The organism is Candidatus Saganbacteria bacterium, assembly GCA_026387835.1.
Lineage (GTDB): Bacteria > Margulisbacteria > WOR-1 > JAKLHX01 > JAKLHX01 > JAPLKZ01.
The window spans coordinates 144567-171530 of sequence record JAPLKZ010000005.1 but is presented as its reverse complement, the minus strand read 5'-3'; the positions used below and the strand labels follow the sequence as shown (position 1 = coordinate 171530).

At 46.9% G+C, this 26964-nt stretch carries 28 protein-coding genes; 17 read left to right on the top strand and 11 right to left on the bottom strand.

Annotated features, from left to right (window positions below; translation table 11 throughout):
* Positions 1 to 4: 4 nt before the first annotated feature.
* Both lptC and NTZ10_01725 read right to left on the bottom strand, forming a co-directional pair.
* On the bottom strand, positions 5 to 937 hold the full coding sequence (lptC, locus tag NTZ10_01730) for an LPS export ABC transporter periplasmic protein LptC (protein MCX5748954.1): 933 nt from the start codon (positions 935 to 937) through the stop codon (positions 5 to 7).
* Positions 938 to 947: 10 nt separating this feature from the next.
* Positions 948 to 1562 (bottom strand): hypothetical protein, encoded by a 615-nt coding sequence (locus tag NTZ10_01725; protein MCX5748953.1) that lies wholly within the window; start codon positions 1560 to 1562, stop codon positions 948 to 950.
* 46 nt (positions 1563 to 1608) lie between these two features.
* Between NTZ10_01725 and NTZ10_01720 the strand changes: the two genes are divergently transcribed.
* Positions 1609 to 2190: an L-threonylcarbamoyladenylate synthase gene (locus tag NTZ10_01720; protein MCX5748952.1), complete on the top strand. Its 582-nt coding sequence runs from the start codon at positions 1609 to 1611 to the stop codon at positions 2188 to 2190.
* 2 nt (positions 2191 to 2192) lie between these two features.
* Here the strand turns inward: NTZ10_01720 and NTZ10_01715 are convergent, their stop codons facing one another.
* From NTZ10_01715 to purN, 3 genes are all read right to left on the bottom strand, one after another.
* Positions 2193 to 3380, bottom strand: a complete 1188-nt coding sequence (locus NTZ10_01715; protein ID MCX5748951.1) for a hypothetical protein — start codon at positions 3378 to 3380, stop codon at positions 2193 to 2195.
* 101 nt (positions 3381 to 3481) lie between these two features.
* A complete protein-coding gene (purH, locus tag NTZ10_01710; GenBank protein MCX5748950.1) occupies positions 3482 to 5026 on the bottom strand; it encodes a bifunctional phosphoribosylaminoimidazolecarboxamide formyltransferase/IMP cyclohydrolase in 1545 nt (514 codons plus the stop codon).
* The gene (gene purN / locus NTZ10_01705) at positions 5023 to 5631 is read right to left on the bottom strand and encodes a phosphoribosylglycinamide formyltransferase (GenBank protein ID MCX5748949.1); all 609 of its coding nucleotides are present in this window, start codon (positions 5629 to 5631) and stop codon (positions 5023 to 5025) included. Before purN ends, purH begins: the two co-directional genes overlap by 4 nt.
* A gap of 105 nt (positions 5632 to 5736) precedes the next feature.
* On the opposite strand from purN, the gene NTZ10_01700 reads away from it, so the two are divergent.
* The 11 genes from NTZ10_01700 to NTZ10_01650 are packed head-to-tail and all read left to right on the top strand — an operon-like array spanning position 5737 to position 16820.
* Positions 5737 to 5931 (top strand): hypothetical protein, encoded by a 195-nt coding sequence (locus NTZ10_01700; GenBank protein ID MCX5748948.1) that lies wholly within the window; start codon positions 5737 to 5739, stop codon positions 5929 to 5931.
* 8 nt (positions 5932 to 5939) lie between these two features.
* Entirely contained in the window at positions 5940 to 6668 is a 729-nt protein-coding gene (locus tag NTZ10_01695) for a hypothetical protein (GenBank protein ID MCX5748947.1), read from the top strand.
* A 16-nt stretch (positions 6669 to 6684) separates the two neighbouring features.
* Entirely contained in the window at positions 6685 to 7728 is a 1044-nt protein-coding gene (gene thrC, locus NTZ10_01690) for a threonine synthase (GenBank protein ID MCX5748946.1), read from the top strand.
* A gap of 10 nt (positions 7729 to 7738) precedes the next feature.
* A complete protein-coding gene (locus NTZ10_01685; GenBank protein MCX5748945.1) occupies positions 7739 to 8983 on the top strand; it encodes a hypothetical protein in 1245 nt (414 codons plus the stop codon).
* Between the two features lie 22 nt (positions 8984 to 9005).
* Positions 9006 to 10727 (top strand): ABC transporter ATP-binding protein, encoded by a 1722-nt coding sequence (locus NTZ10_01680; GenBank protein ID MCX5748944.1) that lies wholly within the window; start codon positions 9006 to 9008, stop codon positions 10725 to 10727.
* Complete coding sequence (locus NTZ10_01675) at positions 10724 to 11803, top strand: hypothetical protein (protein ID MCX5748943.1); 1080 nt, start codon at positions 10724 to 10726, stop codon at positions 11801 to 11803. The genes NTZ10_01680 and NTZ10_01675 overlap by 4 nt, the downstream gene beginning before the upstream one ends.
* Positions 11794 to 12912 (top strand): glycosyltransferase, encoded by a 1119-nt coding sequence (locus NTZ10_01670; protein MCX5748942.1) that lies wholly within the window; start codon positions 11794 to 11796, stop codon positions 12910 to 12912. The genes NTZ10_01675 and NTZ10_01670 overlap by 10 nt, the downstream gene beginning before the upstream one ends.
* Complete coding sequence (locus NTZ10_01665) at positions 12902 to 13999, top strand: glycosyltransferase family 1 protein (GenBank protein ID MCX5748941.1); 1098 nt, start codon at positions 12902 to 12904, stop codon at positions 13997 to 13999. The genes NTZ10_01670 and NTZ10_01665 overlap by 11 nt, the downstream gene beginning before the upstream one ends.
* On the top strand, positions 13996 to 15138 hold the full coding sequence (locus NTZ10_01660; GenBank protein ID MCX5748940.1) for a glycosyltransferase family 4 protein: 1143 nt from the start codon (positions 13996 to 13998) through the stop codon (positions 15136 to 15138). The genes NTZ10_01665 and NTZ10_01660 overlap by 4 nt, the downstream gene beginning before the upstream one ends.
* The gene (locus tag NTZ10_01655) at positions 15135 to 16052 is read left to right on the top strand and encodes an NAD(P)-dependent oxidoreductase (protein MCX5748939.1); all 918 of its coding nucleotides are present in this window, start codon (positions 15135 to 15137) and stop codon (positions 16050 to 16052) included. The genes NTZ10_01660 and NTZ10_01655 overlap by 4 nt, the downstream gene beginning before the upstream one ends.
* Before the next feature lie 9 nt (positions 16053 to 16061).
* Entirely contained in the window at positions 16062 to 16820 is a 759-nt protein-coding gene (locus NTZ10_01650; GenBank protein ID MCX5748938.1) for a glycosyltransferase family A protein, read from the top strand.
* On the opposite strand, the gene NTZ10_01645 is transcribed toward NTZ10_01650, so the two are convergent.
* Positions 16804 to 17529: a glycosyltransferase gene (locus tag NTZ10_01645; protein ID MCX5748937.1), complete on the bottom strand. Its 726-nt coding sequence runs from the start codon at positions 17527 to 17529 to the stop codon at positions 16804 to 16806. The two genes, NTZ10_01650 and NTZ10_01645, sit on opposite strands and share 17 nt — an antisense overlap.
* A 52-nt stretch (positions 17530 to 17581) precedes the next feature.
* Between NTZ10_01645 and NTZ10_01640 the strand changes: the two genes are divergently transcribed.
* Positions 17582 to 18499, top strand: a complete 918-nt coding sequence (locus NTZ10_01640) for a glycosyltransferase family 2 protein (GenBank protein MCX5748936.1) — start codon at positions 17582 to 17584, stop codon at positions 18497 to 18499.
* A gap of 40 nt (positions 18500 to 18539) precedes the next feature.
* Here NTZ10_01640 and NTZ10_01635 read toward each other — a convergent pair whose 3' ends face one another.
* Entirely contained in the window at positions 18540 to 19466 is a 927-nt protein-coding gene (locus NTZ10_01635; GenBank protein ID MCX5748935.1) for a hypothetical protein, read from the bottom strand.
* A gap of 161 nt (positions 19467 to 19627) precedes the next feature.
* Between NTZ10_01635 and NTZ10_01630 the strand changes: the two genes are divergently transcribed.
* From NTZ10_01630 to NTZ10_01615, 4 genes are all read left to right on the top strand, one after another.
* Positions 19628 to 20776 (top strand): DUF4116 domain-containing protein, encoded by a 1149-nt coding sequence (locus tag NTZ10_01630; protein MCX5748934.1) that lies wholly within the window; start codon positions 19628 to 19630, stop codon positions 20774 to 20776.
* A 51-nt stretch (positions 20777 to 20827) separates the two neighbouring features.
* Complete coding sequence (locus tag NTZ10_01625; protein ID MCX5748933.1) at positions 20828 to 21613, top strand: DUF4116 domain-containing protein; 786 nt, start codon at positions 20828 to 20830, stop codon at positions 21611 to 21613.
* Between the two features lie 71 nt (positions 21614 to 21684).
* Positions 21685 to 23748, top strand: coding sequence for a DUF4116 domain-containing protein (locus NTZ10_01620; GenBank protein MCX5748932.1), 2064 nt, complete (start codon positions 21685 to 21687; stop codon positions 23746 to 23748).
* Positions 23749 to 23778: 30 nt separating this feature from the next.
* Positions 23779 to 24690, top strand: a complete 912-nt coding sequence (locus NTZ10_01615; protein MCX5748931.1) for a glycosyltransferase family 2 protein — start codon at positions 23779 to 23781, stop codon at positions 24688 to 24690.
* Here NTZ10_01615 and NTZ10_01610 read toward each other — a convergent pair.
* The 4 genes from NTZ10_01610 to NTZ10_01595 all read right to left on the bottom strand — a co-directional run bounded on the left by NTZ10_01610 (position 24624) and on the right by NTZ10_01595 (position 26961).
* Positions 24624 to 25262: a hypothetical protein gene (locus tag NTZ10_01610; GenBank protein ID MCX5748930.1), complete on the bottom strand. Its 639-nt coding sequence runs from the start codon at positions 25260 to 25262 to the stop codon at positions 24624 to 24626. The two genes, NTZ10_01615 and NTZ10_01610, sit on opposite strands and share 67 nt — an antisense overlap.
* Before the next feature lie 89 nt (positions 25263 to 25351).
* Positions 25352 to 26083, bottom strand: coding sequence for a prolipoprotein diacylglyceryl transferase (gene lgt, locus NTZ10_01605; protein MCX5748929.1), 732 nt, complete (start codon positions 26081 to 26083; stop codon positions 25352 to 25354).
* Between the two features lie 68 nt (positions 26084 to 26151).
* On the bottom strand, positions 26152 to 26646 hold the full coding sequence (lspA, locus tag NTZ10_01600; protein ID MCX5748928.1) for a signal peptidase II: 495 nt from the start codon (positions 26644 to 26646) through the stop codon (positions 26152 to 26154).
* Positions 26647 to 26661: 15 nt separating this feature from the next.
* A complete protein-coding gene (locus NTZ10_01595) occupies positions 26662 to 26961 on the bottom strand; it encodes a DUF5665 domain-containing protein (protein MCX5748927.1) in 300 nt (99 codons plus the stop codon).
* Positions 26962 to 26964: the final 3 nt, after the last annotated feature.

The window sequence follows — 26964 nt, the reverse complement described above, 5'->3', positions numbered from 1 at the left end:
TTTTTTATTTTGCTTCTTTTGTAAGGAGGCTCTCGTCGACGATCACTTTTGTCCTGCCCCTGATCATTATTTTATTATTTTTGATGTCTATTATCAACTTGTCGCCGGTAAGCTCATTATCTTCTCTCGTCGCTTTTGCGGAGCCCGAAAGAAAGATGGCGTTATTTTTGACGTCATAGACCGCATGATCAGAGCTGGCCCTGATATCCTTGTATGAGATACGGACCGAGCCGGCCGCAGAGGCTTTGTTCTTTTCCTTATCATAGAACAGGCTTTCTGCCCTGATAGAAAGGTCCCCTCTTTCGGCTTTTGCCTCGCCGCTCGCAAGTATCGAACCGGTCTGACCGTTCACCTCGAATGTCCTTGCTTCTATCTCCATGGTCTCGCCGTCCTGGCTGATATCCGCTTTAGGACCGCCTTTGAGGACCATTGTTTCAAGGCCGGCGTCCGCCGAGAGGCCTTTTCCTTTCACGGTCATCCCGTCGCCCTCAAAGACGACATCCTGGTCGGTGAACAGTTTCTTCGAACTGAGGGACCAGTCAAGGTACGGGGTCTCGAACTTAAACTTGTTATCGTATCCCAGAGGCGATTCTATCCTGATCTCTTTCCTGTTCATGTCCCATTTCACGGTCGGGGAAACGAACTTCACCGAAGGGATGCCGTTCTTAAAGAAGGAACCTTTGATATCGCTCAACACCGCGACGCCCGTGGTCTTGTTTATCTGCGAGGTGATGGATTTTATCTCCCAGTATTTCACGCCGTCCACGATCTCCGCGAAGGTCACGCCTTTCATGAACATATCCGCTTTTTTTTTCTGCTCAACGAGGGTCTTTGAGATCTTTTCCGAAACGGTCTCTTTAGGTATTAAGACAGTCCAGACAGAGATAAGCCCCAGCAATAGAATGAACAAAATAAATAAGCTGAATTTATTATTCATTGTGCGGTTATTAATACCCCATTGCCTTAAGCCTCATCGCTTCGCCGCCCTCGAACATCGCTCCTAACGGATTGCCGGTCTTTGAATATCCGAGCGCAAGCGCCAGGTGGAATGCCGCCACGTTTGAATCCATCGATATAGCCCTTCTCATGGAAGCCACGGCTTCATTCCACCTGTCGTCCTCTCCGTAAATGACGGCAATATAGGCGTAAGGCCAGGGGTTTTTAGGGTCTGTCGCGGCAACGTTCTGAAGTTCCGTCACGGCATATTTTTTGTATCCGCCGAAATAATAAGCGAACGCGAGCCTGAATCTCACCCTCCAGTCCTTAGGATTTTGCTGAACTTCAACATAATATCTTTCGATAAGTTGCCTTGAATAAGTTTTTGTGTCAGAGACCAGTTTTGACACATTTTTCAGCGTGTCAAGCCCTTCCTGCACTTTGTTCGTGTAAGCGTATGTTATAGCCAGATCAAAGAGCGCGTCCGGTGAACGGGGGCTTGCTTTGACCGCCGCTTCTTTTTCCGCGGTCTCCTTCGCGAATTCTGCGGTCATCGTCCAGCAGAATGCCGCCGTGGCCATCGAAAATATCAATACTGCGACCGCAATATATCTTTTGATTTGCATTTTTAACTTTTAATTCCAAATTATACCATATATAATATCATCAGCCATGATAATAAAACTTACAAAGAAAAATCAGGATGGGATCATCAGAGAAGCTGTCAGGATACTGCGGTCCGGCGGTCTTATCGTGATCCCGACAGAAACTGTATACGGGATCGCAGCGGACTATCGCAGCAGGAAGGCCGTCAATAAAATATTCAGATCAAAGAAAAGGGACAAGAAACCGCTCCAGTTACTTGCCGGTTCAAAAAAACAGGCAAAAGGCCTGTTTAAAACGCTTTCAAGGGAAATTAAGGATCTGATAAAGGACGGATTCCCCGGACCGCTCACGATCGTCGCTGAAAAGAGCGGTAAAGTCCCCTGCTATCTGACCTGCGGCCTGAATACTGTCGGTGTCAGAATGCCGGACCATGCGTTTGTATTAAAACTGATCAAAGCATTAGGTCATCCTATAGCAGCGACATCCGCTAATATTTCAGGTGAAAAACCGGCAAGAACGGCAAAAGAGGCAGCAAAGTATTTTAAAAGCGGGATCGACCTCATAATTGACGGCGGCAAGGCAAAGACCGGCAAAGCTTCAAAGGTCATTGAAGTCCTCGGCGGAAAAGTAAACGTCTTAAGGAAATAACCCTAAAAACTCAGGCTCACCTCATACCACTGCGTCTCGACGACTTTGCCCTGGACCGGATCATACGCTTTTTTATAGTTGGCAATGACCTGTGTAAAAGGATTGATCTTATATCCGAGCTTCGTAGTGATTATTGCCCCGTCGCTGGCATCCAGGGTCCTGAAATCCCTGAAATTCGGCTGGACATAAGAAACGCCCAAAAAATATGCGTCGGTCAGATCTGCAAGCGCTTCGGCTCTTAGCGAAGCGTTGCTGTCATTATATTGTTCGAGGATCGCGATGAACTTCGCTCTTGAAAGGATATCCCCGTAGACCGACAATGCATAACCGTTCTTATTAGTGGAAGTCGCCTCGTACGAGACAATGTCGATCGGATTTACTTCATATTCGTCGTTGTAATAACCCGGGACAAAATTATAGTCTAATATCCTTCGTTCTGCTTTCAAGCCGATCTTCCCAATAAGAAAACTATATCCGGCATTAAGTCCTCCGGTAAAACCCCCGCCGTAATTGTTGAGCTTCGCGTACTCCGCAAACAGGCTGGCTCCGGGAAACAGCGGCACTGATGCATCAAGACCCCAGCCCGACTGCGACGGGAACTGTTTTGTCGTTCCGTCTGGCTTTACCTGTTTGATCCCGTCCGTGTCACCCGCCATATACTGCCCCAAAGTCAGGAATGGCAGGACATTTTCCGTCAATCTCACCCCGTAAACACCGGTCCATGTGCCGAAACATTCTACCGCGGCATAATCCCAGTTGTAATATGCGCGCACACCTGTCTGCCCGTCAGTCTGGATTATTCCGCCTTTTGTGGAAGTTGAATAATTACTGACCAGCAGGCCGTTCGCAAGGGTCACATTGTTCAGTATCCCGTATCTGAGCCCCCACTTTGATCCCGAGTACTCCGCATATCTTACAACTACATTGTCGACGCCTATAGGCTGGCCCTGCGGTGTTATAGGTATGTTCACTGATAATCCTACACCCACACCGAAATTATGAAAATCCGGATTCCATGAAAAAACTGGGGCTCCCGTGCCGTTGGAGTTCAGAAATCCAAAACTGGCATTGTTGGATATTTTTGTTTTTAATAATGATTGTCCGAAAGTATCGCTTGTCACCGAAAATTCGGCGGCATAGGAACAGGAAACGATCATCAGGATCATCAACAAAACAGATAGTTTTTTCATCGTCTGTCTCCTTTTTAATCCTCACCCCGCTTCGCTAACGCTCAGCACCCCTCTCCACTTCGTGGAGAGGGGTCGGCGAGCTTGCGAGCCGGGGGTGAGGCTCAGTGCCTGAAATGCCTTCTTCCCGTGAACATCATCGTGATCTTATATTTATCCGCGGCCTTTATAACTTCTTCGTCCCTGACCGAACCGCCCGGCTGGATCACCGCGGAAATACCGCTCTTGTGGCCGGCTTCGATCGAATCAGCGAACGGGAAGAACCCGTCTGACGCCAGGACCGCTTTCTTCGCGGCTGTACCGGCCTGTTTAAGAGCTATCGCCGCCGAGCCTACCCTGTTCATCTGGCCCGCGCCGATCCCGATCGTCGCGCCGTTCTTCACGACAACTATCGCGTTCGATTTTACGAACTTGCAGACGCCCCACGCAAAGAACAGGTCTTCCATCTCGTTGAGCGACGGCTGCCTTTTTGTGACAACGCTGATATCCGACATCGTGAGTTCCGCGAGGTCAGTCTCCTGCACAAGCACGCCTCCGGAGACCCTCTTGTAATCCGCGGAACCCCTTCTTTTCGCGGAAGAAAGCACGGGACATTTTAATATCCTGAGGTTCTTTTTTTCTTTTAAAATATCGACAGCCCCTCCGGAATAATCGGGCGCTATGACTACCTCGACAAAGAGTTTTGAGATCTCTTTTGACGTTTTTTCGTCTATCGGCCTGTTCGAAGCCACTATTCCGCCATAAGCCGATATTTTATCGCATTTATAGGCTTTAAGATAAGCATCGCACACGGAAGATGAAGTCGCGACCCCGCATGGATTATTATGTTTTACTATTGCAATAGTCGGATTGACAAAATATGATGCAATTGAATAAGCGGCTTCGATGTCCAGGATATTATTATATGAAAGCTCTTTGCCGTGGAGCTGGACCGCGTCCGTTATCCCTCCGCCCTCCTGCCTGTAGAACGCCGCCGCCTGGTGGGGATTCTCGCCGTACCGCAGGTCCTGTATCTTTTCAAGATGTATGGAAAGTTTTTTCGGGAAAAGTTCCGTGTCTTTCGCGGGGTTGAGATACGAAAGTATCGCCGCATCGTACCTTGACGTGAGCGCGAACGCGGCCCTCAACAGCCTTTCTTTTGTCTGCGAGCTGATCTGCCCCTTGTTCTCTTTCAGCTCCCTGAGGATATCGCTGTACATGTCGGGATCGGTAACTACCGCGACGTGTTCATAATTTTTCGAAGCCGCTCTCACCATCGCGGGCCCGCCGATATCGATATTCTCGATCGCTTCTTCATGAGTGAAGTTCTTTTTTGAGATGACCTTTTCAAAAGGATAAAGATTTATTACAACGATATCTATCTGCGGGATCCCGTATTTTTTCGCCGTCTTCACGTGCTCCGGGATATCACGCCTGAAAAGAAGGCCCCCGTGGATCTTGGGATGAAGCGTCTTGACCCGGCCGTCAAGCATCTCGGGGAACTTTGTTATCTTTGACACCTCGACAACCTTTATTCCGGCTTTTTTTAATTCTTTTGCCGTACCGCCGCTGGCGATGATCTTAAAACCGTGCCTGACCAATCCTTTTGCGAACTGCTTGATCCCTCTTTTTTCAAAAACGCTTATTACCGCATATCTTTGCTGTTTCATTGTATCCTGACTTTTCTCCCTTCTATCTTTAATTTTCTCTTTGCGAACAACTGTATCGCTTTCGGATACGCTTTGTGCTCTTCGGCTAAGATACGCTCCGAAAGAGTCTCTTCGGTATCATCATCCGTCACGGGAACAGCGGCCTGGAGTATTATCGGGCCGGTATCGCATCCCTCATCGACGAAGTGGACACTGCAGCCTGAGACCTTGGCCCCGTAGTCGATCGCCTGTTTCTGGCCGTGAAGTCCCGGGAACGAAGGCAGAAGGGCCGGATGGATGTTCATTATCTTTCCTTTATACTTTTTAATAATGTCCGCGCCTACTATCCGCATATACCCCGCAAGACAGATAAGGTCTGGCTTGTAATCATCTATGACCCTTAAAAGTTCTTTTTCGTAACCCCCCTTATCTTTGAATTCCTTACTATTCACGACCGCAGAGGGTATATTGTGCTGTTTAGCCCTTTCCAGACCGAAAGCATCGGGTTTATTTGATATGACGCATGAGATCCTGGCATCTACTTTGCCGGTCTCGATGCCATTTATTATTGCCTGTAGGTTCGAACCCCTGCCGGAAATGAGCACGACAATGTTTATCTTTCCCATTACATTGAAATTATACCATTTAATTTTTTTAGATAACCGTATATTCAGTAAAATCAATGAAATATCTCCCAAATTTTATCGATAAATAGTTATAGGGAGGGCTTGATGGATCCTATCCAACATAAAATAGTAAGACAGCAGGCACCTGCTGTTATATTGCGCCGCATCGGGACTGCCGCTCTCGGCGACGCGCACGGCTTAGACCATTGGTGTGACAGGGCCGTATATTTTTCATTAAGAGCGGCACGAACCGTTCCTTTGGGAGACCTGATAGACAGATCATGTTCACTCTGGCGATGAGGGGTAATATGGAATGGGCGCTTAACTGGCTCACTAACGGCGGGACAAGCCTGGCCGATGAATTTTCCCTGTCAAAACGCGCGGACGTGATAAGGGCCGATATTTTTTTGGCATTGTTCTCTGAAGTGTCAGAAGGGGATTATATCCTCAGGCCATGGACAAGAAATCGCCCGGCTCTGTGCAAAAGTCTTTTCCAAACTGTTTTGAACAACATTTTAAGCAACAGGAAGTTGATCGAGACCGCAAAATGGATGGCCGATAATATGCGCCTGTATTATATCGACGATCTCGGTACGCTTTATATGCATTCCGGCCTCAAATATCTGCTCGCGTCCGAGAAGGTCAGGAACGGGACCGCATCAGGCATCCAGGTACTCAAAGAACTGGAATCCGAGCTCAGAACTGCACTTGCCTCGGATACCACCGGCTGCGCAAATATCTTCTGGCGGATGCTCGGCAAAGAAGGATTTCTTTATAGCCGGAACATAGAACCCGGGGGCAGTTTCAGTTATGACCCCGGCGACCTTAAAAGGATGGGCGTCGAAAGGATAGTGATGGGCCATGATCCCCTTGTACGGGTATTCAATGTTGATGATAAATATTTCTTTCTCAACCTCAGCGGAAATAAGGGCGTCGGATCTTTCTTCATAACCCCCAAACAGATAGAACTTGAAAGCAGCTGTCCGGACCTGAAAATCTTTGAAAAGTCCGTCATTCCTTGCCAAGCTACCCCGTAAATGCTATTATTTTTTCATGAAATACAAAGGCCTCATCGACCGTTACAGGCAATATCTGCCGGTGACCGGCAAAACTCCGGTCATCACATTTTTTGAAGGCAACACTCCCCTGCTGCCCGCAGAGAACCTCAGCAAGAAACTGGGGCTTAAAGTATTCCTTAAATATGAAGGCGCTAATCCAACGGGATCTTTCAAGGACCGCGGGATGACGATGGCTATCAGCAAGGCAAAAGAAAAAGGTTTCAAGGCAGTCGCCTGCGCTTCTACGGGGAACACTTCAGCGTCAGCAGCCGCCTATTCGGCAAGAGCGGGAATGGATTGCGTGGTCGTGATACCCGGAGGCAAGATAGCCCTCGGAAAACTCGCTCAGGCGATAATGCACGGCGCCAAAGTATTCGCGATAGACGGGAATTTCGACAAGGCACTGGAGATCATCAAAGAGCTCTGCGAAAAATATCCCATCGAGCTCGTCAATTCGATAAATCCTTTCAGGATCGAAGGCCAAAAGACCGCGGCGTTCGAAATAGTGGATCTAATGGGAGATGCTCCTGATCATCTTTGCATCCCTGTCGGGAACGCGGGAAACATCACAGCGTACTGGAAAGGTTTCAGGCAGTATTATGACAATAAGAAGTCCGCAAAACTTCCAAAGATGCTCGGCTTTCAGGCGGAAGGGTCAGCTCCGATAGTCAAGGGCCATCCGATCGAAAAGCCTGAGACGATCGCGACCGCGATAAGGATCGGGAATCCCGCGAGCTGGAAAAGTGCTGTCGCGGCAGCAGAAGAATCTAACGGATCGATCCGGGCTGTTACCGATGACGAAATAATCAGCGCGTATAAATATGTCGCCTCAAATGAGGGAGTTTTCTGCGAGCCTGCCTCCGCCGCTTCTATCGCCGGGCTCCTGAAATACGGGGGCGAGATCCCGAAAGGCTCGACAGTCGTCTGCGTCCTGACCGGGCACGGGCTGAAAGATCCGGATACCGCCGTCAGGTCCGGAACAAAAGTTATCGAAGTCCCGTCAAAGATCGAAGAAATAGTCAAACACCTCGGTTACTGAAGTTCACAAAATGACAAGCGAAAAGACCGATATAATCATCACTTCAAACAGCCCGGGGGAACTTTATTCCTTCGTGCGGCCGGCCGTGAAAGCCATAGCGGAAAAGATGCCGGACGCCAGGCTGATACTTGTGATCACACCCTGCCAGTTCGCCAGCGGACGGGAGATAGAGGTAGCCAGGTCGTTCAAGGAACTTTACGAAATAATCTTTCCCGAAGAGTTCAACGCCTGGATATTCAAGAACAAGCCGCCAAGGGGGATAGTTTTTTCAAAGAAAGGCATCGTCCTTTTCCTGGGCGGAGACCTGCTCCATGCCGTTATGCTTTCTAAAAGGCTCGGGTATAAAGCGGCCGCCTACACGATGGACCACGTGGGATGGAAAAAGAATTTCCTCGCTTTCTTCGTGCCTGATGAAGCCATGGCTAAAAAAGCCTTAAGAAAAGGCATCCCGAAACATAAAGTGAAAGTCACCGGGGACCTTATGGTCGACAGTGTTTTGGCCTCGCAAAGACCGGAAGATTTCGGACTTGATACTGGCAAGCCTATAATCACATTTCTGCCGGGCAGCAGGACAGCTCATATCAAATTCCTCGCGCCTCTGTTCCTGAAAACCGCGAAAGAACTCAGGTCAAAGATGCCCGATGCCCAGTTCATATTCGGGCTGTCCCCTTTCACGAACGCCCTGAAGGTCGCGGAGGCTGTCGCAAAAGAAAAAGCCGACAAAGCGGCAAAAAAGTACGGACTTTTCGGGGATCTTGTGATCGAGGACAACAGGAAATATCTTGCGGCCGGGGACGGGATAAAAATCCTTCTTATAGAAAAGGCGCCTTTTGACGCGATGAACATAGCCGACCTTATTGTCACAATACCAGGCACGAACACCGCGGAAGCGGCTGCTTTGGGGAAACCGATGCTGGTAGCGATACCGTTCAACAAGCCGGAAGTGCTTTTATTCGAGGGATTGCTCGGGATGATCGGGAGCGTTCCGTTACTCGGAAAACTGATCAAACAGGCCGCGATACACATCCTGAACAAGACTGTCAAGTTCGCGGCGCTTCCCAACAGAAAAGCGGGAAAGATGATCGTCCCGGAACTCAGAGGGGTCCTGACGGCTGAAGAGATAGCGGAAAAAGCCTGCCTGATGCTTCGGGACAAAGAAGCGCTTGAAGCAATGGAAAAAGAATTAAAAGCCGTCATGGGGCCGGCCGGAGCCGCCGGAAAGATCGCTGAAGAGTTGTCGCATATCCTTATGTAATAGCAATGATATAATAGAGCTTATGAGATTGTTTTCCCGCCTTCTTAAATATATCAAGCCCTACACCGGACAGCTTGCTTTGGCGGTCATATGCATGTTCGTGTTCTCCCTGTCCAATATCATCATCATCCCTTTGGTCAGCCAGATCTCAAAAGCCGTCGCGGAAAAGAACTTTTATTTCCTTAACGCGCTCATCGGCGCCACGGTGCTGGTGTTCTTTGTAAAAGGGATATTCCAGTACGGACAGATCTATTTCGCGCAGTTCGTTAGCCAGAGGGTGGTCACAGACCTAAGGGTCGAGGTATTTACCCATATCCAGGACCTGCCGCTCAGTTTCTATTCTAAGTGGAAGACCGGCGAAGTGATGAGCCGCATCATCAATGACATAGCGACCATACAGATCGCTATCGTGACGATCGCCGCCGAAATATTTCCCCAGGTCCTTACTTTGTTCGGCGTTTTGGGGTATCTTTTTTATCTCAACTGGAGACTGACCCTGATGGCCCTTCTGACCACTCCCGTTTTTATCTTCACCATCTCAAAGTTCGGGGAGCAGATGAGAGAGATCGGACGTAATGTCCAGAAAAAGATAGCTGATATCGCGTCCATCCTTCAGGAAACAATTGTCGGCGCCAGGGTCGTAAAATCCTTCGGCATGGAAAAACATGAAGTTGAACGTTTCAAGACAGTGACAGAGCACAGTTTCGACTGGTTCATGAAAGAAGCTCAGGTCGACGCGACGCAGAGGCCGCTTGTCGGCTTTTTGCAGATACTGGCGGTCGTCCTGGTCATCTGGTACGGCTGTCTCGAAGTCGTCAGCGGAAGGCTCTCCCCTGCCGACCTGATCGCGTTCTTCACGGGAGCCGTGCTTTTGATCGATCCTGTCATAAATATTTCCAGAATAAACACGACGATACAGAGGACGCTTGCCTCGGCCGAAAGAGTTTTCGAGGTTATCAACATAACGCCGTCTATTAAGGAAGTGCCGGGCGCGATCGAGATGGCGCGCCTGTCAGGTGAAGTGGAGTTCAAAAATATCTCTTTCGCGTATGAAAAAGATGAGGAGGTGCTCAGCAATATAAATCTGAAAGTAAAGAGCGGGGAGAAACTTGCGATAGTCGGGCCTTCCGGCTCCGGCAAGACAAGCATCATCAACCTGATCCCGAGGTTCTACGATCCGACTGAAGGGACCGTTCTTGTAGACGGTCATGATATTAAGAACGTAAAACTTCAGAGCTTAAGAAAGCAGATCGGGATCGTGCCGCAGGAAACGCTTCTCTTCAGCGGGACAATAAAAGAGAACATAAAGTACGGCAATATCCTGGCAACGGATGAACAGATCAGGGAAGCCGCAAAGACCGCCAACGCGCACGGTTTTATCATGGAACTTCCGGATAAATACGACACTGTCGTCGGAGAAAGAGGGATGACCCTTTCCGGCGGTGAAAGGCAGCGCATAGCTATAGCAAGAACGGTCCTGCGCGATCCCGGGATATTGATACTTGACGAAGCGACCTCATCTCTGGACAGTGAATCAGAGAAGCTCATCCAGGAATCGCTCAGGATACTGATGAAAGGAAGGACATCGTTCATAATCGCCCACAGGCTGTCAACGGTCCAGGACGCCGACAGGATAATCGTCCTGAAGGACGGCAGGATCATCGAAGAAGGCACGCACCATAAGCTCATCGAAAAGGACGGGTTTTACAAGAGATTGCATGATCTGCAGTTCAGGGACACATGAAAATATTATTCATCACCAACGGACACGGCGAGGACACGATAGCAACAAGGATAATAAAAGAACTTCCCGGCGAGGACATCAGCGTATATCCCATTGTCGGCACGGGCAGCGCTTTTGAAAACAGCGGTGTGAAGATACTCGGCCCGAGGCGCGGAATGCCTTCGGGAGGTTTCATCTACCAGAGCATAGGCAACATCATCAAGGACCTGTCTTCAGGTCTGTTTTCGACAGTGATCAAAGAGATCGGAGATCTCAGGCGGCTGAAAGGCAAATTCGACCTTGTGGTAAGTGTCGGCGACATCGTCCCGATCATAGGGGCATTGCTTACAAAGACGAAGTTCATCTTCGTCGGCTGCGCGAAATCAGACTACTATTCCTACAGCTACACCCCTTGGGAAAAGTTCCTGTTAAGAAAATACTGCTCTCTGTCGCTTCCTAGAGATAAAAAGACGACCGATGATCTTGTGAAGCAAGGCGTCAAAGCCGAATATGTAGGAAATCCCATGATGGACTGTATAGAGACCAAAGATTTTGATTTCGGCATACCCCAGGGGACTTCGGTGATCGGGATATTGCCCGGCACGCGTGATGATGCTAACTTGAACATGGAAGATATTTGCCGGGTTTCCGAAGAACTCAATAAGACCGCCGCAAAAGAAAATAAAAATATTGTTTTTCTCGTCGCCGCAGCCCCGAGCTCGGACACAACGGCCTATAAATGCCTTGAGAACATGCGGCTCCACAAGGACCTTTTCGGCGACATAATAAACAGATCGGATATCGTGATAGGTCTTTCGGGAACCGGCAATGAACAGGCAGCCGGCATCGGAAAACCGGTCGTTTCCTTTCCCGGAAGAGGGGTCCAGTACACCGCGGCTTTTGCAAAAAGACAGAAAGAGCTTCTTAGCGGGTCTCTTTTTGTGACCAAAAGAAATGCCGCAGCCGCGGCAGCCGATATCAGCCTCATTTTGAACGACAAGGGCATGTTGAAAAAGATGTCTTCGGCAGGGAAAGAAAGGATGGGAGTCCCCGGAGCATCGCTCAAGATCGCAGGGATCATAAAAAAATGCGGATAGGCTACAATCTCCTCGAACCGGTCGATCCCATCCTCGAAGAGACTATAAAATATCACTGCGGCACGGACAGCGGCAACGCTAACCTGATATTCAGCTTTAACAAAAAACGGCGTCAGGGGATCGAAACCCTTCCCTGCTCTCCGATGTTCCTGCCCCAAAAGCCCGAGGGACAGATGTCCTGGATACGCCAGCAGATCTCCCTGCCGTTCGCGATCGTCAGGAACAATATAGACATCCTTTTCTGCCCAGCGATGAACCTGCCTCTGAGGCAGCCCTGCAAGACAGCCGTTCTTATTGAAGATCCTGGCCCTATAATATTCCGGGATGAAAAGTTTTGCGGCCTTGATGACAAGATCAAATACTTTTTCAGGGTCTCCGCCGCGAAAAAGGCCAACAGGATATTTGTTTTCTCCTCGTTCAACAAAAAAGTGATAGCCAAAGCGCTGAAGATCGACCCCGCTAGGATCGATATCCTGCCCCGCCCTGTTTTAGATATCTTCAGGCCTGTATTTGACACTGAGCGCATACAAAAAATTTTGAATAAACACAATATCGGCAGTCCCTATTATTTCTACTGCGGAGATTTTTTCAATAAGAACAACATTAAGGAATTGATAGAGATCTTTATCGGCCTGCTGATGCATAAAAGCAATGCCACTCTTGTCCTGGCGGGCCGGGGAGTAGGGAGCCTGGAACAAATGAAAGAGAACAACGTGCTGAGGAACAGGATCGTCTTCATTGAAGGAACGGACGACGAGGAGCTCACCCTTTTATTCAACGGCGCGGCGGCGTTCATTTCCGCTTCTTTGTTCGAACCGTTTCCCGTGCGCGCCCAGCAGGCGGCCGCGTGCGGCGTGCCCGTGATCTGCTATGACAACTCGTCATTTTCCGAGATACTCGGCGACGCCTGCATCCTGATAAAGAACGGGGACAAGCAGTCGTTCGTAAAAGCTATGTGCGACGCAAAGGACAACCAGAACCTCAGGCTCAAATTACGGGCGCTGGGAATACAGAGGGCAAGATCGTTCACTCTGGACAAAACCTCGGAAGCTCTCCTTAAGTCTTTTAAAGATATTGACAGGGAAAAATATTATCCGGATGCAAAGTAATAAGCGGCTCAACATCGGTATCGAGGGGAACTGCCTTTTCGGGCACGCCGACGGCATATCGGCGTATACTTACAATCTCATCAAATATCTTTGCGTCGTCGAAAAAAAAGACAGATTCCTGGTCCTGAGCTCTGCCGTCCCCCTGTTCAAGAAGAACCGTATCGATTTCAAACAGCATAACCTGGTCAATCCCGGTATTTTTTCGTCCGCGGCAAGACAGAGGATCGATGTCTACCACGATGCCTGCTTTGCCCTTACGACGCCTGAACCTGACCGCAGCCATATCGTCACTGTCCACGATATCTCTTCGATAGCCAGGCCTGAACTATACCCCGAAGACAGGTCTGTTTTTTTTAGAGACCGCCTTGCAAAGGTCCTGAAAAACACCGGCACCGTCATCGTACCTTCGGATTTTGTGAAGAGAGAGGTCCTTAAGTTTTTTACCCTGGATGCCGGGAAGATAAATGTGATATATGAAGGTATCGGCGATGAATTTGTACCGCAGACGGTCTACCGTACCGGTTTAGTCAAGGCAAGATACGGCTTAAAAAGGCCTTACATCCTTTTTGTGGGGCCGGTAGAGGAAAGGAAGAACATCTCGGGAGTGCTTGAAGCTTATTCCCAGCTTAAATATGAATCGCCTCCTGACTTGGTGATCGCGGGAGACAAGAGATGGCTCAAAGAGGACCTGAACGATAAAATAAAAAGGCTTGAACTGTCCGGCACCGTAAAATATCTCGGGTACGTCCCGAAAAAAGAGCTCCCCGCGCTATACAGCGGCGCGCAGCTGCTTGTCTGGCCTTCTCTCTATGAAGGTTTCGGACTTCCGGTCCTTGAAGCCATGTCCTGCGGAACACCGGTAATAACATCGGATGCTTCTTCGATGCCTGAGGTCGCCGGTGATGCGGCGGTCCTCGTTAACCCGTATAATATAGACGGGATAGCGGACGCGATCAGGGGCCTGCTTTCAAACAAAGAACGGAGGCTTGCGTTGTCACAAAAAGGACTTGCAAGGGCAAAACTGTTCTCCGCGAAGAAGATGGCGTCCGACACGCTTGAACTCTACAGAAAGGCCGCGATGCGATGAAGATCCTTATCCTGGCCAGGATGACGACCTCGTTCTCGGGGAATACTGTGTTCGAACGGCCTGTCGGCGGCAGCGAATCAGCTCTCTTTTACCTTACAAGGGAACTCGCCCGTCTCGGCCACGAAATAATCATCTTTAACAATTGCGGAAAAGAAGCAGGCATATATGAGGGCGTGGACTACAGGCAGTTCAATTCTCTTTCAGAGATCGTAAAGATATCAAGACAGAAGGATTTCGACATCTTCATTTCTTTCAGGGACCTCCCCGCTTTTATCTTCCCCGTTAAAGCAAAGAAAAGGATCTGGTGGGGGCATGATGATTTTTCAAATGTCTGGAATTATAAGGGTTTTAAAAAATATTTAGGGGCCGGGTTTTTGAAGTTAGCGGGGGCCCTTGTGAACAGGTACTGTGATTGTCTCTTTGTTGTCAGCGGCTGGCTCGGCAAGATCTGCGGGGAAAAGCTCGGCATCAGGAAAGAAAAGATATTCGTCACGAAGAACGGCGCGTATCTTCCGTATTTTGACGGTAATGACACAAGGAAAAATCCTTATCGTTTAGTCTACACCAGCGTGCCCGCGAGAGGACTGGACGTGCTGCTCGATATCTTCCCGCTCATCAGACGTGAAGTTCCACAGGCGGCGCTTCACATCTATTGCGGGTTTGATCTTGGCGTTCTGAAGGAAAAAGACCGGATAGTCGCAGAGACAATATATGAAAAGACAAAACAGGACAGGGTCTATCTTGAAGGCACAAGAAAACACTCCGACCTTGCAGGGGAACTTCAAAAGTCGGGATTGTTTTTGTATCCCAGCCATGCAGTGCCGCACGCGGCCTTTTATGCCGAGACCAGCTGCATAGCCGCGCTTGAAGCGCAGGCTGCCGGATGTCCGGTTATCACGTCGAACCGGGGTGCGATGCCGGAAAGCATCAGGAACGGGGAAACCGGCATCCTTATAGACGGAGACCCGTTCAGCAAAGAGTACAAAGAAAGATTTGCTGCAGATACTATAGCCCTTCTCAAAGACCCGGGAAGATATAATAAAATGAGCTGTGCGGCAGTCAGATTCATCAGGGAGAATTATTCATGGTCGCTGATCGCAAAAGAATGGACGGCAAAATTCAAGGAAATGCTTAAGTGAAAAAAAATGTTTTCATCACCGGTGCGGCAGGAAGCGTCGGACATTATCTGATAGATGAACTGAGAAAAGATGACGGCTACAGACTCCACCTGATGATCAGGGACCCTAAAAAAGCGAAGTTTGACCTTTCAAACATTGAGCTCATACATGATGATTTTAAGAATATCAAAAAATATTCATCCCTTCTGAAAGAAATGGATGCGTGCATACATCTTCTTGCGGACTGGGGTACGCAAACAGGCAATTTTGAATCTACAATAGATCTTTTCGAGAACCTTGATCCGTCGCGTTGTAAAAAGGTCATCTATTTTTCCACGGCCAGCATACTCGATAAGAACAACAGGCCTGATCCGCAAGTATTATCATGCGGAACGGAGTACATAAAAGGAAAATATAAACTATATGAGCACCTGAAAGCTTCACCCTTAGCCGGCCGCACCGATACTCTTTTTCTCACCTGGGTACTTGGCGGCGACAAGGACCATCCGTATTCGCATGCTGCAACTGCATTAAGGCAGGCAAAAAAATGGCTGTGGCTTATAAGGTTTTTCTCGTCTGACCTGAGGTTCCACTACATCCATGCTGCGGACATCGCCCTGATAACCGCTTATCTGTTAAAGAACGATACCGGAAGTAAAGAGTTCACTGTCGGTAACATTGCAATAACCGCCGGTGACCTGATAAGATCGCTTTGCCTGTATTTCAAGATACCTGTCCGTTTCCAAATGAGTCTTTCAAAAGGGACTGCCGACCTTATCGCGAGGGTCTTTGATAAAAAACTCGGGGAATGGGACAAATACTGCCTTAAGGCATACCACCAGGAATATAAGACCGTTACACCGTCGGATTTCGGATTAAAGAATAAATATCCGGGATTACCGGAGATCTTTGAGGAAATATTCAGGGACAGCTAAGCTAAAACAATGAGAACTTCGATCATAATGGCCGCATATAACCGCGGCAAAGATATCCGCCCTTCCATAGATGCGATATTGTCTCAAAGTGACAGGGACTTTGAATTGATCATTATTAATGACGGGTCGACAGATGACACCGAAAATTTTATCCTGGATTATAAAGACCCCAGGATAGTCTATCTGAAAAAGCAAAACGGCGGACAGGCAAGTGCCAGGAATCTCGGCATAAAGACCTCAAAGGGAAGATATATCGCCTATTGCGACCACGACGATATTTTTCACAAGGACCATGTCAAGACACTGGCAAATTTTCTTGACAATAACAGCTGCGTTGATGTCGTTTACAGCAATGCGAGATTCATGTCGTTCGGAAAATTCCGGAGTATTACCGATTTTTCAAACCCGAAAAAACCGCCCGAAAAAGACCTTTATTTCGTGCCCATGCCATCCACAATGATGCACCGGAAAGAGGCTCTTGAAAAGACAGGGATGTGGGATGACCATAAGATCATCCGTTTCGGCGGAGAGGACTGGGATCTGTGGTTAAGGTTCAAAGACAAATTAAAGATCGCCCATCTGAACGAGACCCTGACGGATTACTGCATGCATGACAGGAATATGAACACCGGAAAGATCAGGGTAAAGGCGATGATCATCACAAGACTTTATGTGTTCAATAAAAGGTTCAGGCAGCGCAAGGCAAAGGCGGGCATTATAGACGCTCTGATAAAAAGCATTCCTGAATATATCAGGGTATTTGGCTGAACAGTCCTGTAAACCATTTCAACAACCTCGAACTGAGTCTCTTTTCATAAGCCACGATCGACTGCATGCTGTTCTTGTGCAACCGGTGCTCGTCCAGGACCTCCTCTATAGGGTAGAAAGGCCAGTGCTTGTTGAGTTTTTTGAAAAAATATTCGTCCGCGTTGTCCCAGCACTGCCTGCCTTCATCCCAGCCGCCGACCTTGTCCGAACATGATTTCCTGTGCATTATCGAGTTATGATCAACATTCCCTCCTGCCTCGAACGTAACGCCAACCGTCTCCCTGATGCCTGTCGTGACACCCAGGATCCTGCCGGACAATCTCACGACCTTCTGTTTCCCGTAAACGATGTTCTTTTTTGGATCTTCATCAAGTGCTTTTGCCATGACCTCAAGCCTCTCGGGATAATAGATATCATCGTCGCAAAGGTACGAAATGTACTCCCCTTTCGCTATCTCAAGGGCTTTGTTTATCATGTGCGCGTACCTGCACTTTTCCCGTCTTTCTTCCTCTTTGACATCCGACTGCAGGTAGACCACGCGGGGATCGGCAAAGAACGGTTTTATGTCAGCTTTTGTCTGTTCATTTGAATTGTCGTCGCAAACTATGAGCTCGAAGTCCCTGCAGGTCTGGTCCAGAACGGACCTGATGGCCTGGCTGACCAGACCCGGTTTATTGTATGAAGTCAGTATTACAGTGATCTTCGGCATGGTTTAACTATATTTTAGCAGTAAAACAGCCGCGTGTTATAATTGTTTTGCCATGGCAATAGATATCTCGGTCGTTATCCCCACGGTCAACAGGGAAAAGATACTTCAAAAGACCCTGGAAGCCCTGACGGGACAGACCTACCCGAAGGATAAGTTCGAGATCATAGTGGTTGATGACGGCTCGACTGACGGGACAAAAGACACCATTGAAAGCTTTACGGGAAAGGCACATTCCGTCAGGTACATCCGCCAGATCGCCGGCAAAAAAGGTCCTGCATCCGCTAACAACCTTGGAATAAGAAGCGCCCTCGGAGAATATATTCTTTTTCTGAACGACGATGTTATCGCTGATCCGAACCTTATTGAAGAACATATGTCTTTACACATCAAACATCCCGATATTATAGTCCAGGGAAGAGTGATAAATACTTCCAGCCTAGAGGACCTGGGAAAGAAACACGACGGCTACTCCGGCGGCTACAGCGATCTTTCTTTCGGATATTTTACAACTTGGAACTGTTCTATAAAGACCACGCTGCTCCTTAAAGCTGGGCTTTTTGACGAAGATTTTATCGATCTCTGCTGGGAAGACGTGGAGCTCGGATACCGCTTAAGAAAGATCGGGGTCAAGCAGAAATACAACAAGAAAGCTTTCGGATATCATTACAAGAAGGATTTTGACCTTAAAGACCTTGAATGGGTAAAGATAAAATCGGTCAATATGGGCAGGAACGCAATGATCTATTACAGGAAGCACCCCAAACTGGACGTGAAGATCTCGACGCAGTGTTTCTGGCTGCCTATGGGCTTCAGGGGACTATTATCGTTCATAGTAAAAAGGATAGGGAAAGAAAAGATAATCGCGTACCTGAAAGACCTTGAAAAGCGAAAAAAGAACAGACTTCTTGGTTTTCTTGTGGGTCTTGCCGGATATTACTGGTACTTGACAGGCGTAAAACGGTCGATTTGAATCAGTCCTGCAATTATATTTGCTAACTGCCTGATTACGCTTATTTAGCGTCTGGTTTTACAGATATCTTTTCAAGCTCTCTTAACAGCTCAAAGATATTCCGGTCTAATCTTGATCTTTCTGCCTTACTTCCGCTGTCTGAGCCTTTGACCTTGCTTCGGTCATCTATCAACTTGAGCAATGCCTGTTTCATAAGATTGCCATATAAACGGATGTTTCCAGGTAAAGTTGCAGGAGCAGCTATGATCCCTCCCGGTTTCACTTCAAGCCCTATATCTTCCGGAAAGAGGGGCGGAACAAATACTGTAGTAGGCTCTCCGGGATAGGCTTGCACATGCATGTGAACCCTTGCCGCAGTCTGGAAACCAAGACCGAAATTTGCCGATATCCTCTGGTACATCTCGCCCGCCTTCATACTGTTCAGGATTTCCGCCGCCCCCCAAAAATACGTATTCCAGTGTGCCGTGGTAAAACCCGGATCAAGCATGGATGAAAAGTTTTTCCGGGTCATCATAAGAAAATGGATATCCGATTTCGGATCGCCGTCCATTACACCGAACACCTCGCTACCCTCGGAAGGGTAAAGCAAGCTGTTGCCGTATTTCATCCTCGGTGACCTTTCCGCTGCAGCCTCAGCACAAAGGAAGTAAAAAGACCCTTTCGGCGCGGGTTCCCATTTTTCCGGCTTGGATATCATCCAGTCCTGGGGATTTATATTGGGGGTGTCTTTCCCGGCGAACAGATACACTTTTGCATCGCTGATGCGCGGACGAAAATCCACGACAAACCTGAAACCGTTCTTTGTAAGGTCCTGAACTCCCGCGGCTTTTATGAACTCCGAGATAAGCTCTTCCCGGAGACGCTTGACCGACTCTGCCGTGACGGTTGTGAATCCCGCACGCGGCAGGACTGTTTGTCCGATCAGCCTATTTCCGATTTGTCTATATGTCAAAGATGTTTTTAACATGTTTATCTCCTCTTGTATGTATCGATCGGTATTTCCTGAAATTTCAGTGTTTTTGGGGGTCCTTAATAAAGTGTGAAATTTTTCAAATATTCTGTCGATACATAGTTGAGGCCAAAAGAGGCTAAATGATCAAAGTTCTCTATAAAGAAAGGAAGGCTAATATGGAAAAAGCGACATTGACCGGCGCCGATAATATCCAGCATATTTATGAAAGGTTGAGAAAGATCGATTCGATAAGGGACGGAATAATTGACGGAAATATAGAACGCGAGGAGCTGGACGAGGCCACAGATAAACAGATCGATACGTCAGTGCAATTCAACGAGGGCAAAACTTCGTCTTTTGATGTTATTCAAAAACTATATTTGAAACTTCAGGCATTAGATAAAGCGGATGGTGACTTGGATGGCAATATAAACGTGCTGAGACCTAACATGGTTACCGCATTAACTCCTGAACAACAAAGTAAAGTCAGCCTACAGTTAGAAGTGGGAGCTTTTGTTTCCACAAAACAAAGAGAGCTCGCATTAGCGGCAATTAAGAATGGCTCAACATCTTTCCTGATAACTGATAGATCTTTAAATAAAGATAAAGAGATTGTTTTGGCGGCGGTCAAGCAAAATTGGCGGACATTTATGTATGCAGACGAGTCTTTAAAGAAAGATAAAAAGGTTGTTTTGGCTGCGGCTAATCAAGATGTCCAGACACTGGAATTTGCAGACGAATCTTTAAAAAAAGATAAAGCGTTTGTCTTGGCTGCGGTTAAGCAAAATGGGCGGACATTAGAGTTTGCGGACGGGTCTTTGAAAAAAGATAAAGCGTTTGTCTTGGTTGTGGTTAAGCAAAATGGGCGGGCATTAGAGTTTGCGGACGGGTCTTTGAAAAAAGATAAAGCGTTTGTTCTGGCTGCGGCTAAACTAGACTGGCGGGCATTAGAGTTTGCGGACAAGTCTTTAAAGAAAGATAAGGAGTTTGTTCTGGCTGTGATCGGACAAGATGTGTGGGCATTAGACTTTGCTGACAACTCTTTAAAAAAAGACAGGGATGTTGTTCTGGCAGCGGTCAAACATAACGGGCGGTCATTGGCATATGCAGATGGGTCTTTAAAAGAAGACAAGGAAATTGTTCTGGCGGCGATCAAACAGGATGTGTGGGCGTTAAATTTTGCCCATGAATCTTTAAAGAAAGATAAAGCGTTTATCTTGGCCGTGGTTAAGCAAAATGGGCGGGCATTAGAATTTGCGGACGAGTCTTTGAAAAATGATAAAGATGTTATTTCTGCTGCAGCCGAACAAATAGGCAGGCATTGAACTAAGTATATGAAGGATTTATATTTATCTTAAAAAGAAAGGAAGGATAACATGGAAAAAGTAACATTGACCGGGACCGTAAATATCGAGAGCGTTTATGCGAGGCTGAGGAAGATAGATTCGATAAAGGACGGGAAAATAGACGGCAATATAACCCGGGAGGAACTGGACCTGGCTGCAAAGAAACAAGTCGATACGTCCGTGCAATTCAATGAAAGCAAAACTACGTCTTTTGAGGTTATTCAAAAACTCTATTTGAAACTTCAGACTATGGACAAAGAGGATGGCAAACTGGACGGCAATATCAAAGATCTAAGGTTCCGCCTCAACTTTCCTTTGACCCCTGAACAACAGCGCAAGTTCAGCCTGCAATTAGAATTAGAAGCTTCTGATCTTACCGGAAAAAAGGAAGAAGCTCCAAAGAAAGACAAAGAGGCCGTTCCGGCTGCGGTCAAAAAAGATGAGCGGGCGGCAAAACCATCTGCGGATACGGCTTCAAAGAAAGATAGAGCGAGCGTTTTAGCCGCGGTTAAACAATACGGGAATGGATTGCAATATGCCGGCGAACTCTTCAAAAAAGACAGGGAGATCGTTTTGGCCGCGGTCAAAGAAAACGGGCTTGCATTAGTATATGCCGACGAATCTTTAAAGAAAGATAAAAATATTGTTTTGGCCGCTGTTAAACAAAACGGGTGGGCATTATATTTTGCTGATGACTCTTTAAAGAAAGATAAAGAGGTTGTTTTGGCCGCGGTCAAACAGCATGAGTGGGCATTAAATTACGCGGATGCATCGCTGCAGAAAGATCCTGACATACTGAAAGCTGCGGGGAAATAATAACTTGATCTGGCTGCTATTTAATAAAGAAATTTGGGTTTTAAATATGCCACAGAGAAGGAGGGTTGAAAATGGAAAAAGTAACTTTGACCGGCGCCGATAACATCCAGCATATTTATGAAAGGTTGAGAAAGATCGATTCGATAAGGGACGGGATAATTGACGGGAACATAACCCGCGAAGAACTGGATGAGGCCGCAAATAAACAGATCGATACGTCGGTACAATTCAACGAGGGCAAGACTTCTTCTTTTGATGTCATCCAGAAACTGTATTTAAAACTTCGGACATTAGATAAATCAGATGGCGATCTGGATGGGAATATAAACGCGCTGAGACCTCAACTAAACACTGCATTAACCCCTGAACAACAGAGCAACATCAGCCTGCAGATAGAAGTAGAAGGTTTTGTTTCTACAAGAAAAAGAGAGCTCGCATTAGCTGCAATTAAGAATGGTTCAACATCTTTTCTAATAACAGACGGATTTTTAAATAAAGATAAAGAGATTGTTTTGGCCGCGGTTAAGCAAACCTGGCTGGCGTTAATGATTGCGGACAAGTCTTTGACAAAAGATAAAGAGGTCGTTTTGGCTGCGGTCAAACAAGATGGAAAGGCATTAAAGTATGCTGACGAATCATTAAAGAAAGATAAAAAGTTTGTTTTGGCTGCTGTTAAAGAAAATGGGGATGCATTAGAGTTTGCTGATAATGCTTTGTGTAAAGACAAAGAAGTCGTTTTGGCTGCGGTTAAACAAAATGGGTGGGTATTAAGGTTCGCTGACGATTCTTTAAAAACAGATAAAGAGGTCGTCTTGGCTGCAAGCAAACAAAATATTCATATTTTAGAATGCTGCAGCAAGTCATTGAGGAAAGACAAAGAGGTCGTTTTGGCTGCGGTTAAACAAGATGGCCTGGCATTAATATATGCTGACGAGTCTTTGAAAAAAGACAAGGATATTGTTTTGGCTGCAGTTAAACAAGCCGGGCTGGCATTAGAGTTTGCTGACTTGTATTTAAGGAAAGATAAAGAGGTCGTTTTGGCCGCGGTCAAACAACACGGGTGGGCATTAGATTATGCTGACGAGTCCTTAAAAAAAGATAAGGTGTTTGTTCTGCTCGCCGTTAAACAAAATGGGTGGGCATTAAAGTGCGCTGATTGGTCATTAAAACAAAATAGGGAGTTTGTTTTGGCTGCCGTTAAACAAGAGGGTTCGGCATTAATTTTTGTTGATGAGTCTTTTAAAAAAGATAAAAGGGTCGTCTTGGCTGCCGTTAAACAAAGTGGGTGTATCTTACAAAAAGCCGACGAGTCTTTAAAAATTGATAGAGAGGTTGTCTTAGCTGCCGTTAAGCAAAATGGGCTGGCATTAGAATTTGCGGCCGAATCTTTAAAACAAGATAAAGGGGTCGTCTTGGCTGCCGTTAGACAAGATATGGAAGCATTATTATTTGCTGATGAGTCATTGAAAAAAGACAAGGATATTGTTTCGGCTGCGGCTGAACAAAAGAGGTCGTTTTTAGCTGCGGTCAAACAAAGCTGGCAGGCAATAAAATTTGCGGACGGATCATTGAAAAAAAATAAAGATTTTGTTTTGGCCGCGGTCAGACAAAATGGTTGGGCACTATATTATGCTGACGGATCTTTAAAAAAAGATAAAGACATCGTTTTGGCTGCGGTTAAACAAAAGGGAAATTCACTAGAGTTTGCTGACAAGGCTTTATGTAAAGATAAAGAGGTCGTTTCGGCTGCGGTTAAACAAGATGGGGAGGCATTGAAATATGCTGACGAGTTTATGAAAAAAGATAAGGAGATCGTTTTGGCTGCGGTTAATAATAATTGGGACACACTGGAATATGCTGACGGATCTTTAAAGAAAGATAAAGAGGTCGTCTTGGCTGCGGTCAAACAAAACGGGTGGGCATTAAAATTTGCTGACGGGTCCCTGAAAAAAGATAAAGAGATCGTCTTGGCTGCGGTCAAACAAAACGGGTGGGCATTAGAATATGCTGACGGGTCCTTAAAAAAAGATAAAGAGGTCGTCTTGGCTGCCGTTAAACAAAGTGGGCTGGCATTAAGGTTTGCGGATGTGTCGCTGCAGAACGATCCGGACATACTGAAAGCTGCAGGGAAATAATCCCATATTTTTTAGTCTATAATTCTATATATGGACCTCTCCATCTGTATAGTAGGCTGGAATGTCAGAGAGTTTTTGAAAAAGTGCCTCGATTCAATATATACTAATCCTCCCGCCTGCGATTTTGAAGTCATCGTAACGGACAATAATTCTTCCGATGGTTCGGTCGAAATGGTAAGGGCTTCGTATCCCAGGGTCAATTTGATAATAAATAACAATAATCTCGGTTTTTCGACTGCCAACAATCAATGCATCAAACAAAGTAAAGGTAAATACATTCTGTTGCTAAATCCCGACACGGAAGTATTGCCGGGTGCTTTGGACAAACTTATAGCTTTTTTTAACGGCCATCCGGACGCTGCCGCTGTTGCGCCTAAATTATTAAATCCCGATCTTTCCCTTCAAAGGTCCGTGCTCTCCTTCCCTACCCTCGGCGCCATGATAATGAGGCTTATTTTTATCGAACAGATATGGCCCGGCAACCCGTACTCAAGTAAATATCTCATGGCGGGTTTCAAACACGACATGGTCATGGAAATTGACCAGCCGATGGGCGCGGCTATCATGTTAAGAAAAGACGTTCTGGACAAGGTCGGCCTGTTCGATGAGGAAAGTTTCATGTTCTTTGATGAGGTGGACCTGTGTACACGGATAAAAAAGGCAGGGTGGAAGATATTTTTCACTCCGACTGCTCAGATAGTCCACCATGGCGGCAGCTCGATAAAGAAATGGGGACCGCTGAAACTGGGGAAACACTGGACAAGGAGCAGGAACCATTATTTCAAAAAACACTTCGGATGGAAAACTTTATCCGTATTGATCTTTTTTGATGTCATAAGGGCATTTCTTATATTTTTTGCAGCGGTTCTTCTCTGTTATATCGGGATGAACATATTCCGGTACTTCATCGGCTTTATCATCATTACGCCAAGGGCATCGTAATTCATCGTCCACATCATAAATGCCCTGAATCCATTATTGTCCGCCTGGCTTTCCCTGATATTTCCTATCTGCGACAGCCGGAGTGCAGGATCGCTGCTCCAAAGATAATAAGAGACGTTTGAATCAGGAACGAACATGACCGCATAGGGCCCGGAATTAAACAGATGTCTTGAGATGGTTATTATTCGTTCCGCATTTTTTGAGTATCCTGATAACATTTTCGTGTTGAGCATCGAGCTCATGACGGCATCGAATGTCAGGGAAGGTCCTGCGCCTTGATCCGGAAAAATACTCAGGCATCCTGCCGGCTTGGTATCCCCTATCAACGTCTGCCTGCGGAATACCTCAAACTGGAACACCCGATGCCCTTTTATTTGATTTTCTATCGGTATCGCAACATGCCTAAACTGCAGAAGGCCTCCGCCGGGCCTTGTCAGCAGGAACGATGAACTGCCCGTCAATCTTTGCATCTGTTCGGGGCTGATCACAGCTTTCGGCAGCTTCCTCAAAGAACGGGATATCAGTCCGCATATTACTTCCCGCTTGATATTGTTTGTCTCTTTTGTGAACATATTATTTCCTTGTTTTTTCGTATATATATTAAATAATAGACCAGTTTGTGATCTGTTTATTTATCGTCAGATCTTTGGCGGGATTTCAGTTATTCGCGTTTTAAAAGAAAAGGCCTTAGTACGAGCGCGAAGATCAGCAGCGCGACCGAGATGATCTGCGAAGCGGTGAGCCCGAAATAATGGTCTGGACAGAACCTGAAGAACTCTATGATGAACCTGTATATCGAATATAATGACAATCCCCAGATAAATACCTGGCCGTTATATTTTTTCCGGCTGAAAACGCGCGAAAGGACGATGAACATCAATAGCCCGGCTATTGAAGAATAAATTTGTGTCGGATGGACAAAACCTGTTGCATCCGGAAAATGCACGGCCCACGGCAGATCGCACTGCAGGCCGAAACAGCAGCCGCGGAGAAAGCATCCTATACGGCCGATGGAGTATCCGATCGCGACTGAAGGGGAGATGACATCAAGTATCTGCAGGACATTAAGACCGCGTTTCCTTGCGACAAAATATACTGTGGCCGCGGCAAATATCAGCCCTCCGTAAAATACCATCCCGCCTTCCCAGACAGCAAACATTGCGGCGATATTGCCCTTAAAATCATCCCAGAATTGGACGATATAAAATATTCTCGCTCCTATCACCGAAAATATCACGACATACATCGCGAGGTCCATAATGTGGTCGGCGGTTATGCCTTCTCTTTTGCCGTTCAATATCGCGAGCCCGATCCCCACGGCAAAAGCCGTTGCGACCATGAGGCCCCAGGAATATACGGATAACGGACCTAATTGTAATATTATCGGGTGCATATTATCTCCAACTCACCCCGCCTCTCCCTCGGCTCATTTCATTCGCTCGGGATTCGGCACCCCTCTCTTTATAAGAGAGGGGCTGGGGGTGAGTTCTCTGTCTTCTTACTCCTTTTCATCACAAATCCCAACAACAATAACCCCACTCCGACATTTATCATTATATCCGAAAAGTTGAACACCGAGAAATACCTGACATCGACATAATCTATCACATATCCCCTGAAGATCCTGTCTGCCAGGTTGCCCAATGCTCCACCAAGCATCGATGCCAGAGATAACTTGAATAACAGAGAACGGCTGTAGTTTCCTTCTTGACGGCCTTTTTTAAAGTAGTAGATCAGCAGCAGCATTATGAAAATTATGCTTACAACCGACAAGAGCGGGGTCTTGCCCGAGAATATCCCGAAAGCGGCTCCGGTGTTCCTGATATAAGTGAGTGACAAGGACCCGGGGATTATTTTTACGGACATCCCTGTCCACATATAAACGGAGATGATGTGTTTGATCGATTGGTCGACGATAAAGATAACGGCCGTTGCAATATAGAAGATCGAATTCACCCCGCGTCTATAGTATTATCTGCTTATTCCGTTCCTCAACGATTGGTTTACGAATTCCACGAGCTGCGCGATATACGACCCGATTATCGGCACACCCATAAAATTCCTCAGCACCGCTATAAGTATATATATAACGATCGCAAATATGATAGTAAACCCTATCGCAGTACCGACACCTCTCAAAAGCCCGGCACAGAACTGCAGCCAGAAGAACTTCCAGGGTTTTTGTAAAAGTTCTACATATTCCGTGAAGTTCGCTTTTTCAAAATGCCTTGCAAGCTTATCTATGTTTTTCTCTAATTTATCGTGTTCCATTTT

Excerpts from the sequence above, each read along its gene's own strand:
- NTZ10_01725 (MCX5748953.1), bottom strand. The coding sequence starts at position 1,562 with ATGCAAATCAAAAGATATATTGCGGTCGCAGTATTGATATTTTCGATG.
- NTZ10_01685 (MCX5748945.1), top strand. The coding sequence starts at position 7,739 with ATGACAAGCGAAAAGACCGATATAATCATCACTTCAAACAGCCCGGGG.
- NTZ10_01700 (MCX5748948.1), top strand. The coding sequence starts at position 5,737 with ATGGATCCTATCCAACATAAAATAGTAAGACAGCAGGCACCTGCTGTT.
- NTZ10_01625 (MCX5748933.1), top strand. The coding sequence starts at position 20,828 with ATGGAAAAAGTAACATTGACCGGGACCGTAAATATCGAGAGCGTTTAT.
- NTZ10_01650 (MCX5748938.1), top strand. The coding sequence starts at position 16,062 with ATGAGAACTTCGATCATAATGGCCGCATATAACCGCGGCAAAGATATC.
- NTZ10_01695 (MCX5748947.1), top strand. The coding sequence starts at position 5,940 with ATGGAATGGGCGCTTAACTGGCTCACTAACGGCGGGACAAGCCTGGCC.
- NTZ10_01680 (MCX5748944.1), top strand. The coding sequence starts at position 9,006 with ATGAGATTGTTTTCCCGCCTTCTTAAATATATCAAGCCCTACACCGGA.
- purH (MCX5748950.1), bottom strand. The coding sequence starts at position 5,026 with ATGAAACAGCAAAGATATGCGGTAATAAGCGTTTTTGAAAAAAGAGGG.
- NTZ10_01615 (MCX5748931.1), top strand. The coding sequence starts at position 23,779 with ATGGACCTCTCCATCTGTATAGTAGGCTGGAATGTCAGAGAGTTTTTG.
- NTZ10_01645 (MCX5748937.1), bottom strand. The coding sequence starts at position 17,529 with ATGCCGAAGATCACTGTAATACTGACTTCATACAATAAACCGGGTCTG.
- NTZ10_01660 (MCX5748940.1), top strand. The coding sequence starts at position 13,996 with ATGAAGATCCTTATCCTGGCCAGGATGACGACCTCGTTCTCGGGGAAT.
- NTZ10_01595 (MCX5748927.1), bottom strand. The coding sequence starts at position 26,961 with ATGGAACACGATAAATTAGAGAAAAACATAGATAAGCTTGCAAGGCAT.
- lgt (MCX5748929.1), bottom strand. The coding sequence starts at position 26,083 with ATGCACCCGATAATATTACAATTAGGTCCGTTATCCGTATATTCCTGG.
- NTZ10_01675 (MCX5748943.1), top strand. The coding sequence starts at position 10,724 with ATGAAAATATTATTCATCACCAACGGACACGGCGAGGACACGATAGCA.
- NTZ10_01635 (MCX5748935.1), bottom strand. The coding sequence starts at position 19,466 with ATGTTAAAAACATCTTTGACATATAGACAAATCGGAAATAGGCTGATC.
- NTZ10_01720 (MCX5748952.1), top strand. The coding sequence starts at position 1,609 with ATGATAATAAAACTTACAAAGAAAAATCAGGATGGGATCATCAGAGAA.
- NTZ10_01665 (MCX5748941.1), top strand. The coding sequence starts at position 12,902 with ATGCAAAGTAATAAGCGGCTCAACATCGGTATCGAGGGGAACTGCCTT.
- NTZ10_01640 (MCX5748936.1), top strand. The coding sequence starts at position 17,582 with ATGGCAATAGATATCTCGGTCGTTATCCCCACGGTCAACAGGGAAAAG.
- thrC (MCX5748946.1), top strand. The coding sequence starts at position 6,685 with ATGAAATACAAAGGCCTCATCGACCGTTACAGGCAATATCTGCCGGTG.
- NTZ10_01620 (MCX5748932.1), top strand. The coding sequence starts at position 21,685 with ATGGAAAAAGTAACTTTGACCGGCGCCGATAACATCCAGCATATTTAT.
- NTZ10_01715 (MCX5748951.1), bottom strand. The coding sequence starts at position 3,380 with ATGAAAAAACTATCTGTTTTGTTGATGATCCTGATGATCGTTTCCTGT.
- NTZ10_01610 (MCX5748930.1), bottom strand. The coding sequence starts at position 25,262 with ATGTTCACAAAAGAGACAAACAATATCAAGCGGGAAGTAATATGCGGA.
- lptC (MCX5748954.1), bottom strand. The coding sequence starts at position 937 with ATGAATAATAAATTCAGCTTATTTATTTTGTTCATTCTATTGCTGGGG.
- NTZ10_01630 (MCX5748934.1), top strand. The coding sequence starts at position 19,628 with ATGGAAAAAGCGACATTGACCGGCGCCGATAATATCCAGCATATTTAT.
- NTZ10_01670 (MCX5748942.1), top strand. The coding sequence starts at position 11,794 with ATGCGGATAGGCTACAATCTCCTCGAACCGGTCGATCCCATCCTCGAA.
- purN (MCX5748949.1), bottom strand. The coding sequence starts at position 5,631 with ATGGGAAAGATAAACATTGTCGTGCTCATTTCCGGCAGGGGTTCGAAC.